Here is a 17,949-nt window from a genome sequence, read left to right as displayed (position 1 = left end):
GCTTAACAAGCCGATACATATTTAGATCAACAAAAAACAACAATGAGTCACTATGAACCTCAGCCCATTTTATTTAGGCGATTGGCAGGTAAGCCCCCTATCAAACAGCATTCAACATGCTGGTAAAAACAAGCAGCTAGAACCAAAAGCCATGGATGTTTTGATCTATTTATGCTCAAAAAAAGGGGAGCTTGTAAGCAGTGACGAACTACTTAACCACTGTTGGAAAAATATTGAAGTAGGCGATAACCCGCTACATAAAATAATTACACAGTTGCGCAAAGCTCTTGGCGATAAAGCAAGTGCACCACAATACATAGAAACAATAAGAAAACGTGGCTACCGTATTATTGCAAAGTTAGACTTTCCTTTAAGTGAAGAAGCCCCCAAAGTAACAAGCTGGCAAGGTGGATCTCCATTTTTAGGATTAAGCGCTTATAATACAACCGATAACCACCTGTTTTTTGGCCGAAATCAGGCTATTACCACTTTATTGGAAAGAGTGGCTAGCCAAGTGAATTTTGGTCGCGCTTTTTGCTTAATTTTAGGTCCAAGTGGTACCGGAAAATCATCCTTAGTGAACGCAGGCATTTTACCTAAACTGCTTGATGAGCGCGGCTACAACGGGATTGGTGTTGTTTCGTATACTCAACTAGATTTTGCAGATATTGACCACAGCCGGCTTTATTTAGACTTAGCGTCTGCCATGCTTGATTGGGATATAAATAACCTGCCTGTCTTTGATGGTTTAAGCGCCGAAACACTCGCCCAGCAATTAACGCAAAACACTAATAACGTTATTCATACTTTAACAAATGCCCTAACTAAAACAGAACCAACGCTTAACAAACCGCAATTATTTTTGTTCATAGATCGTTTAGAGGTCCTACTTTCATCACCTTTATTTGATGATGAAACACGTAGCCAATTTTTATCAGTTATTGAGCGCTTAGCAACGTCTAAAGCGGTGATTGTATTTAGTGCGTGCAGAAACGATTTTTATCCTTTAGTGGTTGAGCAGCCAAGCCTAATGGCTGGCAAAGCTAATGGCGCGCATTACGACTTAACACCACCGAACAGGCACGAGCTTCAACAAATTATTCGCTTGCCAGCAATAACCGCTAATTTAACGTTTTCACACGACCCACAAACCCAAACACCACTGGATGAAATACTCTGCGCCGATACCGCCAACAATCCCGATGCACTACCCATGCTGCAATACACACTGCAAGAGCTGTATTTACAGCGCAGTGATAATAATGAGTTGTTACACAGTGTGTATAAAAAACTTGGCGGTATTGAGGGCGCCATAGGCAAAAAAGCAGAAGATGTATTTATAGGCCTTAGCAACAAACAACAACTGCAACTAAAAAGCGTGTTATCACAATTAATAACGCTAAACCCTGATGGTAAAACTATTACTAGCCGCGCAGCCCGCTGGAAGGCATTAACTAACACTAGCCAAATAGAACTTGTACAAGCCATGGTCGATAGCCGCTTATTTGTATCGCACTTACAAAATGGCGAAGCCTGTTTTAGCCTTGCGCACGAAGCATTATTGCGTCAATGGCCACGCGCAAAGCAGTGGATAAGCGATCACAAAGATTCATTAGCAATAAAAAGCCGTTTACAACACCAAGCACAAAATTGGATAGATGAAGGTAAAAGTAATGCTTACCTCCTTGCGACAGGAAAACCGCTGCAAGAGGCCGTTACCTTATTGAACGATAACACATTCGAACTAGGCGATGACGAACACGCCCTTATAACCAGCTCTCTTAAGCATAGTAAAACAAAAACAACCATAAAACGTGGCACTGTCGCTTTGCTTTGTTTACTTACCTGTGTTGCCCTATTAATGAGTGTTACCAGCTTTCAAGCGCAGCAACTAGCACAGCAAAAACGCCAAGAAGCCGAAAGCTTACTCGGGTTTATGGTCGGCGACTTTGCGGATAAATTACGTAGCGTTGAACGTATGGACTTACTTGATGGTATTAGTAATAAAGCACTTGAGTATTTTACTGATCAAACTGACGATTCAAGTTCACTTTTTAGCTTTAGCAATAATAAAGCACAATTTAACAACCGTTTTCAGTACGCACAAACCCTTGAGGCCATGGGGGAAGTGGCCTATTCGCGCGGAAAAACCATTGAGGCCTTCACCGCCTTTGAAAACGCCCGCATTCGCCTTGAGGCATTATTAAAAATTCAGCCAAACAACTTAGAGCTACTCACGCTTGCAGGCGCCAATGCCTTTTGGCTTGGTCAATTAGCTTATGATCAAAATGATCATCAAGCTACTGAGCAAATGTTTAAAAGATACCACGATTACAGTAAAAAAATGTATGCGCTGGCAGCCAATGATTTTAACTCCATTATGGAATTATCGTATTCATCTAATTCTTTAGGTTCTTTATACATAAAAAAATCTAACTACAGCGCTGCAAAAAAGAACTTTGCAGAGTCACTTTTACTTAAGAATAAAGCGCTTGAACTGAAACCTAATAACAAAGACTTACTTCGAGATAAATCCGATACAATTAGTTGGCTTGCAAAAACAGAAGAGAGGCTAAGTAACTTTAATGAAGCAGTTAATATATTAGAAGCTGCAGTTAAAGTAATCACAAAATTGATTGCTAACTACCCTAGTGATGCAAGCCTTTTTTACACATCAGCAAACCTATATATGCAACAAAGTTATTTACTGAGCTATTTGAGTGATAAACGGATGGCACATAAAAAAGCCAGCTTGGCTAATCAAGTTATCAATGAAGCTTTAGTACAAGATCCAAAAAACAATAAATTTCAGCTTATGTATTATCGCTCTTTAGCACTTTCACTAATGCTATCTACTGATGAAGCTACTGACTCAACAATTGAAAAAATAATTAATTTTTTAAAATCTCAAAATTTTAAAAATACCAGCACTATTAATACACAAATTACACTGATTCAATATTTTATAAATAGACAATCATCACTCAAAGCGCAGAAGTTATTAACTGAGCTTGAGAATAATGAAAACTACAAACATCAATTATCCAACCTAACTAAAACTGGTGATTACTTAGTATATACAAGAATAAACTTAATCAAAGCAAACTTAGCTACAAATAATAAACAGCGAGAGCAATTTTGCTTAAGCGCTATCAAAGCTATTTCTGAAGCTGCAAAAATAAGTCAGAGCGTAAAAATAACATACCCACTAGTACAAGCTTATACCTGTTTAAACAGGGAAGACGAGATATCAGAAATAAAAACAAGCCTAGTTAAATTAGGCATTACGAACTTCCAACTATAATTACTCATAAAGGAAATAATATGAATAACACCCTAGAAAATGTCGACTTTCAAGTAAATATTAAACTTAACAACAGTGAAGCTATTTTTAGCTATACAAAAAATGGCGAACCCGCTACTGGCGGTGGTGTTGTAAGAACTGAAACCGCTGGCAACTATAATTTAGACGACGCCACAATTCAAAATGGTTTCGTATTTACTGGCGCTACTATCACCGATATCGACACACAAAAACCATGCGCCCAAGACTTCAGCTATAAAGTAAGTGACAACGGCCACACAATTATCATTACCGACACAGATGAAAATAATGGCTCTGTATGCTTAATTTTTAACGTTGAATGTAATGGCAATAAATATGAAAGCGCTGATCCACAAGTTAAGAATGAAAAAGAACTCTAATTAGTAATACTTATTTTTAAATTGCACAGGACTAATTTATGCCTGTGTAATTAATTTATAACCCCCCTTAGCTATCAACCAATAATAACCAATAAAACAACAACTTAAAAAAGAAGATTACCGAAAGGTTTAAAACCCATAAATTGAATACACTGCTAGACATCAAGTTTCATTAACAATAAAAATGAGCAACTGCCATGTCTAACAATAATCAACACAGCAAACTAAATAACGAAAATATCGCTGTATCAACATTAGTAAACAGCCTTTCTGAGCGTGTTAACAATGAAAAAATAAGCGCGATTATTAATGTCACTAACGTGATGGCCGATGCTATATTTATTGTGAATGCACACGGTGTTTTTGAATCGGTAAACCCGGTAGCTGCACGATTTTTTAATGTTCCTTCAGATATATTAATTGGTAAAAAGTGGCAGCATTTTTTACAAGAGCAATACCGTGACGATTACGAATACATGTTTGAAAGTTGGAAAAACAATTATCAAACGCCGCTAAATCATGGCCCCAAAGAAGTAAAAATAATTAAAGCTAATGGTAACTTTTTAGATGTAGAACTTTCGGTTTCATGCATTCCACCAGCAACAACTAATAATACTCCTTTATTTATTTGCATCATGCATGACATTTCTAAACACATAAAAAAGTATAAAGTACTCGAAACACTTTCAAAGCTCGATCACCTAACTGGTATTGCAAATCGTGGAACGTTAGAAAAAACAATCCACAAAGATTGGCAAACATGTCTAATGAACAAGCAACCATTAAGTTTTATATTGATTGATATTGATTATTTTAAATTATTTAACGATAACTTTGGGCATGTAAAAGGTGACAAATGCTTGCAAAAAGTAGCAAAAACAATTGAAGAATGCCTGCCGTCAAAAGACAGCTTAGTTGCCCGATATGGTGGAGAAGAGTTTGCCGTGGTATTACCGCGATCTCATATTTCAAACGCTGAGATGATAGCCAAGCGTATTCAAGATAGAATTTTAAATTTAAACTTTAGAGAAATAGGCCTACCTGACAACGTTAAAATTAGTGTTAGCCAAGGCTTAGCGTGTGAATACAATAACCAATATAGAACATCTGAAGCATTAATGTGTGCCGCCGACAGCGCTTTGTACAGAGCTAAATCGCAAGGAAGAAACATGATTTGTATTAGGTAATGATTAATATTTAAAACAATAAACTTTTTAAAGGCCATTTTATAAGCGAAATGGCTTTTAAATTTATCCAGAACTGACAATAAAAACTTACATTTCTTTACAAATTTCGTTTAAAATCCAAGCCTTTCTTAAAGGTTTTATTTATTTAAATTCATTAACTTGCAATAATAACACCACCTAAATAATAGATTAATTTAGTATAAATTTAAAACAACATGATAGACCTTTTATTTTTGTTAACATATAATAATACTTAATAACTAATACAAAATAACTAGAAAAGCCTCGAAATGCTTTCCTTTGAGCAATAGTTTAAAATTAATATAACGAATCATAAATGAAATATATTTTATGGCTTTTGCTTTTAGTATCAGCACAATTACTAGCAAAGCCCGTTAATAACAGCATCGCTTTTTACTATTCAGCCCCAATGCCTTTAGCTGAAATGACTTTTTACTCACGCGTTGTTGTGCAACCTGAGTTAGTGACTGAGCATGAATTAAATTGGTTTAAAGAACGTGACATTGCTGTTTATGCTTATTTGAGCATTGGCGAATCATATAATAAAAGTGACTATTCACTTACTACAAACCCAAATTGGAATAGCTACATTTCCGATTTAACTTCAACACAATGGCAACAACAATTAAATAGCTCGGCTGTTATATTAAAAGAACGTGGCTTTAGTGGGTTGTTTTTAGACACCCTTGATAGCTATCAATTATTAGATAACGAACGTTACGATAAATTAGCGCAGCAAGCTGGATTAGTTTCAATAATAAAAGATCTGTCTTTAGTATTTAAAAAGCAATTAGTGCTCAATCGTGGCTTTGAGTTACTCCCTAACCTACAAAACCTTGCAACCGATTTAGTCGCTGAGGGGTTATTTAGCCATTTTAATCCGCTTGATGATAGCTACAAATTTACCACTGAGAGCGATCAAGCATGGTTAGCTGCCCAACTTAAAAAAGCGCAAAGTTTAGGTTTTAACGTTCAAGTTATTGATTATGCAAAACCTGATAAACGTCTTGTAATGGCTGAAAAAATTATTGCTTCAGGGTTTAATGCTTGGGTGACCGATGGGCATTTACAAACCTGGGGAACATCAGCTATTAGCCCCGTACCTAGGCGTGTGCTTATTCCGTACAATAGTGACTTAAAACCTCTTATTTATTCTACGGTTCACTTAAAGCTGGCCACTCTTATTGAATATTTAGGTTATATTCCTGACTATATTGATATGGCCAAGCGAGACCTGCCATTAGTTGACCCAAGTTTACATGCTGGAATTATTTCGTGGACCAACATGGGGGGCTTTTACTCCCCAAGTGTAATAAATTGGCTCGAAGCTAGCCTAGGTACAGTGCCTCAGTTAGTGGTAGGCGAGCTACCACAATCAGCTAAATTATTAGCCGCATTAGGCGTGGAAACACTTAACAGCTCCCCTCCAGGGCCTTATGAACTTAACTATTTAGCACCATGGTTAAAAGGTGAGTCAGGCTCTTCACCAGCCATTACCAAACCTTATTTATTAAAATTAGCGCCAGAAGCCACCACTCTTATTGATATAAAAGCGGCTGATAGCAGCACAATTGTACAAAGTGCCAAAACCAAATATGGCGCGGTTATTGTTGCCCCGTGGCTAATTGATACGCTACCAATGGAAGGTAGTAATTGGGTTATTGACCCAATTACACTGCTTACTAAAGCCATGGGGTTACCCACAATACTGGCTCCAGACACAACGACCGAAAGTGGCAGACGTATGCTTACTATGCATATAGATGGGGATGGCTTTACCAGCATTGCACATTTTGATGGCAGCCCTTACGCCGCAGAGGTAATACGCGATGATATTATTAAACCTTATAAACTTCCCATAACATCTTCCATTATTCAGGCGGATATAGAGCCTGGAGGTATTCATGCTAAGCACAGTAAAAAACTAGAAAAAATTGCGCGCAGTATTTTTGAACTTCCCTATGTAGAGGTCGCTTCGCATACTTATAGTCACCCTTACTTTTGGACCGCGCTTTCTGGCCGAAAAGAAATTGACGAAGAAGATACTGACTATGGGTTTCACTTAGATGTACCTGGCTATGACACAATTAGCTTAGAAAAAGAAATTACCGGCACCATTAATTATATTAATGAAAGACTAGTACCTAAAGGAAAAAAAACGGTGCTTATGTTGTGGTCGGGCGATGCTACACCCGGTCCAGACGCATTAAAAATAGCGCGTAATGCTGGTGTACTAAACGTAAATGGCGGTAATACTGATGTAAATAGTGATAACCCTAGCCTTTCACATATATCGCCGATTGCGCGCCCTGAGGGTGATTTACTGTATCAAATTTACGCGCCAATACTGAACGAAAACGTATACACTAATTTATGGCATGGTCCGTATTACGGATTTAAGCGACTAACAGAAACCTTTGAAATAACCGAAAAGCCATACAGGTTAAAGCCCTATACTATTTACTATCATTTTTATTCTGGCGAAGTTCCTGCAGGGCTTGACGCCCTAAAGCATAATATTGACTATGTATTACAAAGACCTAATACACCGGTGTACTTAAGCCACTATGCAAAAATTGCGAAAGATTTCTACTTTTCTGCTTTAGCTAAAAATAGTAAAGGAGATTGGCTGTTTAGCTCAAAAAATATTCGCACCCTTCGTATACCAAGCGACTTTGATATTGCAAATATATCTCAAAGCGATGGGATATTAGGAGTAACGCAGCAAGGCGATTACGTACATACTATAAAGGGTATTTCACGTATTAGTTTTGACCATAGCCAAAAAAATAATACCCCTTATTTAGCCTCTGCCAATGTAGTAATAGATACATGGCAAGTAAATGGCGCTGTTAGTTTTAAAGCGTGGATACCTGCAACACTTGATTTAGTGAATGCCCGCTCATGCCAATTTATATCTCACATGGGAAAAAGGTATAAAGGTATCACTCGCGGAAAAATAACCCACTTTAAACTCCCTGCAGGTGATTTTTTTGGTTATTTAAACTGCACAGGGGTTGCTAAGTAATGAATACCAAAAAGCGCCCTCATTTAGTTTCAATAAAAACAATTTTAACAATACTCGCTGTTAGCTGTTTTTCATTGTATGCGCTATTTCCGCACACCCTCTTCTTTGAAAACGATGCACTTTCGCAAGACTACACGTTTGAAAAGTCATACTTGCATGCTGCACTTAATACAGACCCTAACAATGAAAAGCTGCGCGCTAAATTGGCTGAACTTCATATAGCATTGAGTGAATATTCAAACGCAACTAATGAGCTTGAAAAACTGCCAAAAAGTAAGCGAAAAACAGAACTTGAAATAAAGTTACTTTACTCATTATGGCTTGCAAGTGGTGCCAATGTAGATGACCGATTTGAAGAACTTTCATTAAAGGTTAGTGCCTATAAACCATGGAACGAAGACATTCTTACCATAGCTAAAGCACTCGGCTTGAATGTAAAGCTTGCACAATATTATGAAACACACAAAAAGCCGTTAATTGCCGCTGATTATTGGTTAACCGCAGGCCAACCTGCAAAAGCGTTGCTGCTTTACAAAAATAACATGAGCGAAACAATAGCCGAAAAAGCCATTGAAACCGCACTGGGTGCAAACGAAGCGATGCAGGCTTATGCGTGGTGGAAGCAATATGGAGATCAATCAAATATAAAGCGCACACTTTATCTTGCTGACTTAGCAGGCAATAAAGAAGATGCAATTATTGCAGCTACAAAACTGCTGCAAAAAGAACCTAACAATATTAAGTATTTAACACAGGCAATGCAGCTTCACTTAGCCAATGGCGATGCTAACGGCGCTGAATTATTGCTTTCAAAACTACTAAAACAAAAACCTAACGATAAAGAGCTTCATTTACTAAATTGGAAAGTAAAGCGCTGGCTCAATAAGCCAAGAGCTGCACTCAAAGAATTTAAATGGTTAATGATAAATAAAGCTGTTACCGCATCAATGCTTACAGACAGTATTAACGATGCAACGGCATTATATTTGTACCAAGATGCTAACGACATTTACGCTTACAAAGCTAAAAATAGGCAACTAAAAGGTAATGGCTTTTCTAAATGGATGCAAACCAACGAGTTTATTGGCGATGCCAAACAAGAGCTCAAGCATATAGAGCGTTTTGAAAGCATAAACGGTAAAAGCGTATTATCACAATATTGGAAAGCAAAAGTATTACATGACACAGGTAACTTGAGCGGTTTACGTAATTTATGGCCTATTTATCAGGGCCCCAAAAACGAAGAAGATTTAATGTGGCTAGCCCGTGCGTTTTGGTTAAATAACGACTTTAACACGGCACTAACCATTTTAAAGCAAAAGCAGCAAAGTACCGACGACGAGTTTTGGAGTGCTCGCGTTGACATGGCGCTCAGGGTAAATGATAAAAAAGAACAGCTTTATGCCCTTGAACAACTTAAATCACTGGGTAAATTAGGCGAAAGCGATTTATTGCAGTACCAGCAAATACGCTTTGAAGGCAACCCCAAAGCGTTACTTGCGCATTTATGGCAGCAATCTTCGCTGAGCGAAAATCAGCTAATTGACATTGCTAATTTAAGTACGCAAATAAACGATTCAAACGCCGTTGAACGAATCTATAACGAACTGAACAAGCAACGCTACAACAAGGCGCTATACCCTGCTTGGTTAACGCTTGCTAGCTGGTATCAAAATCAGAGCGATTTAAATTCAGCGTATACAACACTCAACCGCGCTGCAAAACTGAGCGAATACAGCCCCGATGTGGTGCTTGCACAAGGTTGGTTAGCACTGCAAATGCACGACAGCATCATGATTAAACGTATTTTAAATAACTATGCTGACAACAACCCAACATATGCGTGGGGTCAACTTTTAGCGAGCTTATCTATTTATGAAAAGTCATATAACAGTGCTTATTTTTACTTACGTAAACTAGCGATAGCTGAGCCTAGCGACTTAACCACATTAGTAAACTTAGCCGATGTAATGAAACAACTCGGCTATTACGCCAACGCCACAGAGCTTAATCATTATCTTCTTCAGAATTTACCTAAAGATAAATATGCATATCGAGGACTTATGTTTAGATGGGCTGGCGCTATGGCTATGCCACATTTAATGCAGCTAAACACACTCGATGAGTTAGCCCCTGAAACCATAGGCACAGCACAAGCAAACTGGTGGTTATCACGCCGTGCTGCGCAAAAACTTGAGCCGTGGCAAGCACTTCAGCTGTACATGACTCAAGGTGAGTTTAGTAAAATCAAACAATTAGTTAATAAAAATACACTTGGCAAAAACGATCAGTTAAGTGCGCTTTTATACTTAAACCAACCTTATGCAACTATGCAACGTTGGTATGAAGAGCTAATTAACGAGCCAAGTGAAGCTCAGCTAGGCTTTTTAAGAAACGCGCGCACAGCTTACTTTCGCGCATTTGAAGTAAATCTATCACCGCAAGCAGGGCTCAATAGTACGCAATACGACATAAATGTGTATTTTCCTTATGCAAAAGGCCAGTGGAAACTGAGCCTTAGCGATCAGCAAAACCTTGGTAATAACGGACTGCTGTTCGCAATAGAAAATACAATGACGTTTGGCCGGTGGGCTTTTAATGCAAAAATTGATACGCATCAGGGCGATATTGTTAGCCGACAAGGCTTAAGTTTAGACTCTCGTTATCAATGGGATGCGCGTACTCAAGTTGGCGTAAACTTACAATACAACGCCGAAAACCGCCAATCTGAAGTGTTACTAAGCTATGCACAACTTAATAAAGCCACGGCTTATATAAATTATAATATTGATAACAGGCAAAGCCTGCAGCTATCGGCTGCTGCCATGTCGTTCACGCGTAGAGACAACAACAGCACACTCGTTAATGGACAAGAATATAACGCACGCTACCAATATAGTATTTTAAAAGATCGCCCCATTTGGAACGCCTACTTTAGTGCGCAATGGCAAGACTTTGACCCAGTAAATACTGCTATTAATACAAATAGAAGACCCAGACGCATAGTTATTGAACCTTTTAGGCGCTTTGCCCTAGGTACTTCGTTTGCCTCAACAGGCTCATTAACGCCCCCATACTTGGGTGCCAGTCCATCTTGGTTATTTGACATAAGTACTGGCTACCAAACACTGAACGATACAATTGATGTGTCTGTTTCCAGTGGTGCTGGATGGTCAGTACTTGGTGATGATTTATTTAAATTACAGCTCGGTTACCAAAGTAGTAATAAGGTCGGTAACTCAGATACACAGTTACAATTAGGATATTACATACATTTTTAATGTTAGGAGAGAATATGTTTCGCTTAGTTATACTTAGTTTGGTTTTGCTCTTGTCGGCGTGTACTACAAGTCGAATTGCTGATGATATCGAAATTAGCCCAGCAACTACCGTGGCTTTATTACCGCTTGTTAATCATGCACAAACACCACTGGCAGGTGAGCGCGCTGAAGATATTTTAGCAAGTATTTGGCAACAAAATAAGCTTCCTAAGTTACTTCGTGCACCAAGAAATAGCAGTAAAGACCTGCCACCTTTAGACGATCAATACCGTTTAAACAACGCAATGCAATGGCTCAATACTCAACAAGCTGACTATGTACTTAGTGGCAGTATTGAAGAATGGCGTTACAAAGCAGGTCTTGATGGAGAGCCTGTGGTTGCACTTACTTTATTGCTTACAAAAAACGGTGAAACAACGCCAATTTGGACCGGCACCATTGCAAAAAGCGGTTGGGGACGCGATAGCATTGCAGCAACTGCGCAAGATGTAATTGCCGATTTAGTGTCTTATATTGAGGTTAGTGAGTGAAAACACATTTCTTACGCCCAAGAGACGTTCCTGAGCTACAGATATGGGCTGAGGTATGTTTTTTTACCGCTTTAGCTTTAGGGCTGCCTGTTCTATTTAATGCTGAGGACCCCTATTGGACGCAAGGAGGGTTTTCTTGGCCAGTATTAGGGCCGTTGCTTGTTGCTCTACGCTATGGCTTTTCAAAAGGTTTTATTAGTATTTTAACCTTACTAGTAGGGCAATTATTGCTAATACAAAGCAATATATTAGACCCTCAAAGTGAGTTTAATATTAACGCCATGATTGGCTACATTATTGTAGTTATGGTGGCAGGTGAATTTAGAGATGTATGGGAGCGAACTAATCAACAGCAAAGCATTCAACTAGCCTATGTATCAGACCGACTTGAAAAATTTACGCGCCAATATCATTTAATTAGCTCATCACATGACCGAATCGAACAAATGCTTGCTGGACATACACTTAGTTTACGTGAGTCATTACAAGCCGTACGAGAATCAATTGGTAAATTAAAAGAAAGACGCTTAGACAGTGCCGCTGAGGTTATTTTAAATCTATTTATAGAATATGGCTCGATAGAAAAAGCAGGCTTATATAAAGTTGAAAACGATAAAATACAAGAGCCTGCACTAGCTAGTGTAGGAAAAATGAGTGAGCCATCTAATTCAGACCCATTAATAGCTGCCATGTTTGACGAAAAAGAACTGGTGTCACTTAAAAATCCAAAAGCCTCATCGGGTGATAGCAAGTATCATATTGCTATTCCATTGATTGATGTGAACGACACAATTTATGGGGCTATTTTAGTTGAAAAAGTGAAGTTTTTTGCTCTCAAAGAAAACACCCTTACTTTACTTGCCGTTATGGCCGGACACATTGGTGATTTATTGCGTCACGAAATCACTAATCCAATAATGACCCGTGAAGAGTCGCCATACTTTAAGCGCCAAGTTAAACACGCAAACAAAGAAGCAAAGCGTTATAAAATTCCTTCACACTTTTTAAAGGTGAACGCGCTAAGTATTAATGATGAATCTCGACGGTTGATGGAGTATTTAACCGAGGCTCGCCGAGGGTTAGACATCTATTTATACGATAATGAAAAACAAGTTCTGTTAATACTGATGCCGCTTGCCGATGAGCTTGAAAAAGATGGTTTTGTAATGCGAATGAATAGCTGGTGTAAAGAACGTACCGGTAAAACATTACAAGAACTCGATATTATTATTGAGCAAGAAGTGGCGTTTCCAGTCAATAAGGATGAATTATCTAAACTGGTAGCCCTACATGATTAAAGTTGTGATAGCCGCCTTAATTGCATGTTTATGCGAGTATTTTGCACTGCAAGAAATTCTTAGTACACCAAACTGGTTTAGTGTAATTTTACTGCATGCCATTGCAAGCATACTTTTTACCTTTGTAAGCTACGTTTTAATTCCTAAAAAATATAAAACAACGCTTGTAAATGGCACGCTATTATTATTCTTATTACTGTTTAGCTTACCTGTATTTGGTATTTTAGGTGTTGTGATGGCGCTTACGTTTGCGCTATGTAAGCCACTTAAAAGTGATGATACCGAAATAATAGAGCATGAAATTCCAGAACTCCCCTTTGAAGTCCCTGATATTTCCGCGAACCCTACTTATTCAATTGGTGGTGTAAAAGCCATTTTAAAATACGCAAGCGAACCTAACAAACGCTTAACTGCAGTAATGGCTGCTCGCCACATGCGCGACAGCCAAGCAATCCCAATATTAAAACTCGCACTCAAAGATTTAGAAGACGATATACGCTTACTGGCCTACTCAACACTTGATGCTAAAGAAACAAAATTAAACGAAAAAATTAGTGTTTATCAGCAACAAATAGCTAACACCACAAAGCAGCCTGAGCTGAGTAACTTACAACAACAATTAGCACACGTATATTGGGAGCTTAGTTATTTAGGGCTTGCACAAGGCGCTCTAAAAACATATGTATTAGAAAAAGCTGAAGCACTCAGTTTACAAAGTATTGAGTACGCACAAAAACCAGCCAGTTATGTATTTTTAGGGCGTGTTTATTTAGCGCTTGGTTATTACGAACGTGCGCTTGATTTTCTTGTACAAGCAACTGAATTAGGTATGGCGCGTCGCCATGTTTTACCCTACAAAGCCGAAGTTGCCTTTTGCATGAATAAGTATGATGACTGTAAACGCTACTTAAAAGAGTTACCTGAACAACCTAAAGGGAGCGAACTTCGCCAATTACAGGAGTATTGGAATGCCTAAACCCAATGCCGATATATTATTATTATTAGAAGGTACTTATCCTTATGTTCGTGGGGGGGTATCAAGTTGGGTTCATCAAATTATTGAAGGGCTACCTCATTATAACTTTGAGCTTATTTTTTTAGGCGGTGCTTCTGAGCACTATGGCGATATTAAGTACACACTTCCAAAAAATGTTACAAAATTGCATGTTCATTATCTAGTAGAGCAAAATAATACTGATATAAAAGCAAAGCACGGCGTTAAATATAAAAAAGAGTTGTTTGAGTTTTGGCAGCAACTGCAAAGTTATTTTAGAGACTCAAAAGAGCCTATTCCCACCGAGTTACTTGAATTTGCATTTGAACAACTTGGGCAAAAAAACGGTATAAACGAAGCTGACTTTTTATATAGCGAGTCATCTTGGCAGGTATTGGCTGACTACTATTTAACATTTTGCGACGAATCATCTTTTATTGATTTCTTTTGGTCGTACCGTAATTTGTATAAGCCTTTGTTTAAAATTGCAGATATTGCCCGCCAATTACCGAATGTTAAACTTATACACTCTATTTCTACAGGCTATGCTGGTTTTTTAGGTGCAGGTGCAAGCGTAATTAATAATACGCCTTACCTATTAACAGAGCACGGCATTTATACCAAAGAGCGAAAAATAGACTTAATTCAAGCCGATTGGATAAAAGAGTCTGAAGCTATTTTAGGTAAAAACTTAAACACCGAAATGGGCTTTATTCGCCGAATGTGGATCACTTTTTTCGAGCAAATTGGCCGCACGAGTTACCACCAAGCCGATAGAATAATTTCACTATACGAAGGTAATAGGCAGCGCCAAATTAAAGATGGAGCCTGTGAGAAGCGCTCTTTAGTCGTACCAAACGGCATTAAAACCGCTCACTACGCTAAAGCACTGGCTGCACGTTCTAAAACTATTCCATTAACAGTAGGCTTAATTGGGCGTGTAGTACCAATCAAAGACATTAAAACCTTTATTCGTGCCATTAAAGAAGTGCAATCAAGCATGCCCGCAATAGAGGGATGGATCATAGGTCCTTTTGAAGAAGACCCAAAGTATTACAAAGAGTGCCAGTTACTGGTGGGCAGCCTTGAGTTACAGAACAGCGTGAAGTTTTTGGGTATGCAAAATATTGCTGAAATACTCCCTAAGTTAGGCCTTGTTGCATTAACATCTATTTCTGAAGCCCAACCCTTAGTGTTACTAGAAGCAATGGCAGCAGGCGTACCTGTTTTAGCCAGTGATGTTGGCTCGTGTCGAGAAATTATTGAAGGTGCCACAGAACAAGACAAGGCTTTAGGTAAAGCAGGTGAAGTTGTTTCTATTGCATCGCCAAGCGATACAGCCGTACAAATTACAAACATACTTAATAACGACGATAAATGGCATGAGTATCAATCAAGCGGCTTAAAACGTGTAAAAGCATTTTATGACGAAAGCCACATGTTTGCCCGATACGACAAGCTTTATAAGGATACAATGTCATGGCCGGAATAGGTTTTGAGATACGGAAAATTCTCAAAAAAAATACCCTCCTCTCTGTTTTTGAAGCCTATAGCTACGCTGGTCTCATCGGTTCAGGCCCTTGGTTATTGTCGATCATCGCTCTAATGCTTATTGGTATTTTAAGCCTTGGAATAGTATTACCTAAGCTGTTAATTATTCAGTTTCTAACCCTGATAACTTACATGATGGCGGCCTCGTTAATATTAACTGGCGGCTTACAGCTTATGCTAACGCGCTTTGTGGCAGATTTATTTTTTACAAAAGACGACGACTCAGTACTCCCCAATTTACTTGGTGCACAACTTATTACAACGATTGGTGCATTACTGGTTGGATTTGCTGTTTGGCCATTTTTACCTTTACCCGTTGTAACCAAAATTATTATTTTAGGTGGCTTTGTTAGCCTTTGTAATCAATGGCTTGGTGCTATATTTTTATCGGGTATGAAAGAGTATCGGCTTATTTTAATCACTATGCTCAGCGGGTACGCGTTTATGGTGCTACTTGCATTATTACTACGTGACTGGCAATTAGATGGACTCTTTTTTGCTTTTTTTGCAGGTGAGGCACTGTTATTTTTTAGTTTTTTATTCATGATTATTCGTCGCTACCCAGGTAATAAACTAATAAGCTTCGACTTTATGAGTCGAAAAAAAGTCTATTACATGCTGTTCTTTTGCGGGCTATTTTACAATATTGGCGTTTGGGCAGATAAAATTTTGTTTTGGTTTTCACCAAGTACATCCATACATATTATAGGCCCCCTTAGAGCTAGCCCAATTTACGATCTCCCCATATTTTTGGCCTATTTATCAATTATCCCCGGCATGGCGGTATTTTTAGTAAGAATGGAAACTGACTTTGTAGAACAATATGACCGGTTTTATTCTGCGATAAGGGGCGGCTCCTCGCTCGAAGAAATTTACTTTTTAAAAGACAACATGATCACAACAGCCCGAGGTGGCTTGTACGACATATTTAAAATTCAAGGCATTACTGTTGCGTGTTTACTATTGTGGGGCGAGCAAATACTTACCTACATTGGGATTGATCCTAACTATAAAACACTACTTTTTATTGATGTAGTAGGCGTAGGCGTGCAGGTAATATTTTTATCTATTCTCAATATATTGTTCTATCTTGATAAGCGCTTTACTGTGTTAGTCCTTTCGGGCCTATTTTTAGCATTAAACATTGTGCTCACGTATTTATCTATTGCACTTGGGCCACAATTTTATGGCTACGGATTTGCCCTTTCTACAATAATTACTTCTGTAGTTGGCTTGTTTTGGTTATCTAGGCAGTTTGAAGACCTAGAATACGAAACATTTATGTTGCAATAAAAACACTTACACCTAATAAAAAGTAGCCAATATATTTATTGTTTATTAGGTGTAAACTTTATTTACTTACCCAGCGGGCTTTAAAACCACGTGTATCTACATGTATAAATGCCCCTCGGTGCGGTTTAGGGCCATAAACGCCCAACCCACCTAATAAGCCTTTAAATGATTCGCGTTTGGCTAACGACTCTACAATATTTGCCATCACTTTTGCGTCTTCAATAGTGTATTTTGCATCTTTATTAATATCATCCATACGGTAATTTCCATCGTTATCGATAAAAATATCTGCTGCGTCTCCAAACACATGACGGCTCAGTTTCACATTCCCAATGGCTTTATTGTAATAAGGTGTTCGGTAACCACTCATCACCACCATGTTACTAACTGGAATGCCTTCTAAAATTAGTTCCTTACGAATCATTTCTAACTTTAGCAGCAGTTTATTTTGCAAAAAAAGATACTTGGGATGATTACTTTTTTGCTTACTCACAAATTCTTTTAAAGAAAAATGAGGCGATAATTTGGTACTTTCATTCTCTGGGGTCACTTCAACAAACCCGTCAGGAACAATATAGTGCTTTGAATCTTTTATTTGCGATGGCTTTGGGTAATGCCCTATTTGGTAATATTTTAGCTTTCCGCCCTCTACTTTATCGGCAGGTATTTTTACAAACACGTTAATTTTCATGCGCTGTTTTTTATTTGGCGATTCAATTATTACCGATGTTAAGCCGGGAGTATCCGGTGCCTGCCATTGCCAACGGTTAGTATCAGTTAGCATGAACTTTTCATCGCTAATTAATGTGTAAGCATCGGGTGATTGCGCATATAGTACTTCAAATTCAACCTGCTCATTGGGCATTACAAACACCGAAAAAAGTGAGTATGGCATGACAATATCGTTAATTTTTAAACTAAATTCTGCGTCCTCAAAAGCAGGTCTGTTTTGTATATCAACAACCTGATGAGCCGTTTTAGCAGGCTGAGAAGCAAATAAATGCGTACTAAGCAGAGTAGTCAGCATACTGATTAATAAAATACCGATTAATTTCATATTA

11 protein-coding genes are annotated in these 17,949 nt (G+C 38.3%); 10 read left to right on the top strand and 1 reads right to left on the bottom strand.

Features of this window, described 5'->3' with window-relative positions; all coding sequences use genetic code 11:
* Window positions 1-52: 52 nt before the first annotated feature.
* From RF53_RS02475 to pelG, 10 genes are all read left to right on the top strand, one after another.
* Window positions 53-3,304: an nSTAND1 domain-containing NTPase gene (locus RF53_RS02475; RefSeq protein ID WP_039036534.1), complete on the top strand. Its 3,252-nt coding sequence runs from the start codon at window positions 53-55 to the stop codon at window positions 3,302-3,304.
* Window positions 3,305-3,324: 20 nt separating this feature from the next.
* Window positions 3,325-3,705: a DP-EP family protein gene (locus RF53_RS02470; protein WP_008132792.1), complete on the top strand. Its 381-nt coding sequence runs from the start codon at window positions 3,325-3,327 to the stop codon at window positions 3,703-3,705.
* 197 nt (window positions 3,706-3,902) lie between these two features.
* Window positions 3,903-4,892 carry a sensor domain-containing diguanylate cyclase gene (locus RF53_RS02465; RefSeq protein WP_039036533.1) on the top strand — a complete coding sequence of 330 codons (990 nt, stop codon included), beginning with the start codon at window positions 3,903-3,905 and terminating at the stop codon, window positions 4,890-4,892.
* A gap of 337 nt (window positions 4,893-5,229) precedes the next feature.
* Window positions 5,230-7,941 carry an endo alpha-1,4 polygalactosaminidase gene (locus RF53_RS02460; protein ID WP_039036532.1) on the top strand — a complete coding sequence of 904 codons (2,712 nt, stop codon included), beginning with the start codon at window positions 5,230-5,232 and terminating at the stop codon, window positions 7,939-7,941.
* Complete coding sequence (locus RF53_RS02455; RefSeq protein WP_039036531.1) at window positions 7,941-11,222, top strand: tetratricopeptide repeat protein; 3,282 nt, start codon at window positions 7,941-7,943, stop codon at window positions 11,220-11,222. The genes RF53_RS02460 and RF53_RS02455 overlap by 1 nt, the downstream gene beginning before the upstream one ends.
* Before the next feature lie 14 nt (window positions 11,223-11,236).
* Entirely contained in the window at window positions 11,237-11,752 is a 516-nt protein-coding gene (locus RF53_RS02450; protein WP_008132805.1) for a hypothetical protein, read from the top strand.
* Entirely contained in the window at window positions 11,749-13,050 is a 1,302-nt protein-coding gene (locus tag RF53_RS02445; protein ID WP_039036530.1) for a PelD GGDEF domain-containing protein, read from the top strand. Before RF53_RS02450 ends, RF53_RS02445 begins: the two co-directional genes overlap by 4 nt.
* A complete protein-coding gene (locus tag RF53_RS02440) occupies window positions 13,043-14,026 on the top strand; it encodes a tetratricopeptide repeat protein (protein WP_039036529.1) in 984 nt (327 codons plus the stop codon). Before RF53_RS02445 ends, RF53_RS02440 begins: the two co-directional genes overlap by 8 nt.
* Window positions 14,019-15,536 (top strand): GT4 family glycosyltransferase PelF, encoded by a 1,518-nt coding sequence (gene pelF / locus RF53_RS02435; RefSeq protein WP_039036528.1) that lies wholly within the window; start codon window positions 14,019-14,021, stop codon window positions 15,534-15,536. Before RF53_RS02440 ends, pelF begins: the two co-directional genes overlap by 8 nt.
* Window positions 15,524-16,888 carry an exopolysaccharide Pel transporter PelG gene (gene pelG, locus RF53_RS02430; protein WP_010555847.1) on the top strand — a complete coding sequence of 455 codons (1,365 nt, stop codon included), beginning with the start codon at window positions 15,524-15,526 and terminating at the stop codon, window positions 16,886-16,888. The genes pelF and pelG overlap by 13 nt, the downstream gene beginning before the upstream one ends.
* A 58-nt stretch (window positions 16,889-16,946) precedes the next feature.
* On the opposite strand, the gene RF53_RS02425 is transcribed toward pelG, so the two are convergent.
* Window positions 16,947-17,945 carry a D-Ala-D-Ala carboxypeptidase family metallohydrolase gene (locus RF53_RS02425; protein WP_039036796.1) on the bottom strand — a complete coding sequence of 333 codons (999 nt, stop codon included), beginning with the start codon at window positions 17,943-17,945 and terminating at the stop codon, window positions 16,947-16,949.
* Between the last annotated feature and the right edge of the window lie 4 nt (window positions 17,946-17,949).

Origin of the sequence: Pseudoalteromonas sp. ECSMB14103 (assembly GCF_000813065.1) — a bacterium.
Lineage (GTDB): Bacteria > Pseudomonadota > Gammaproteobacteria > Enterobacterales > Alteromonadaceae > Pseudoalteromonas > Pseudoalteromonas marina.
This window is presented reverse-complemented; position numbering and strand designations above follow the sequence as displayed.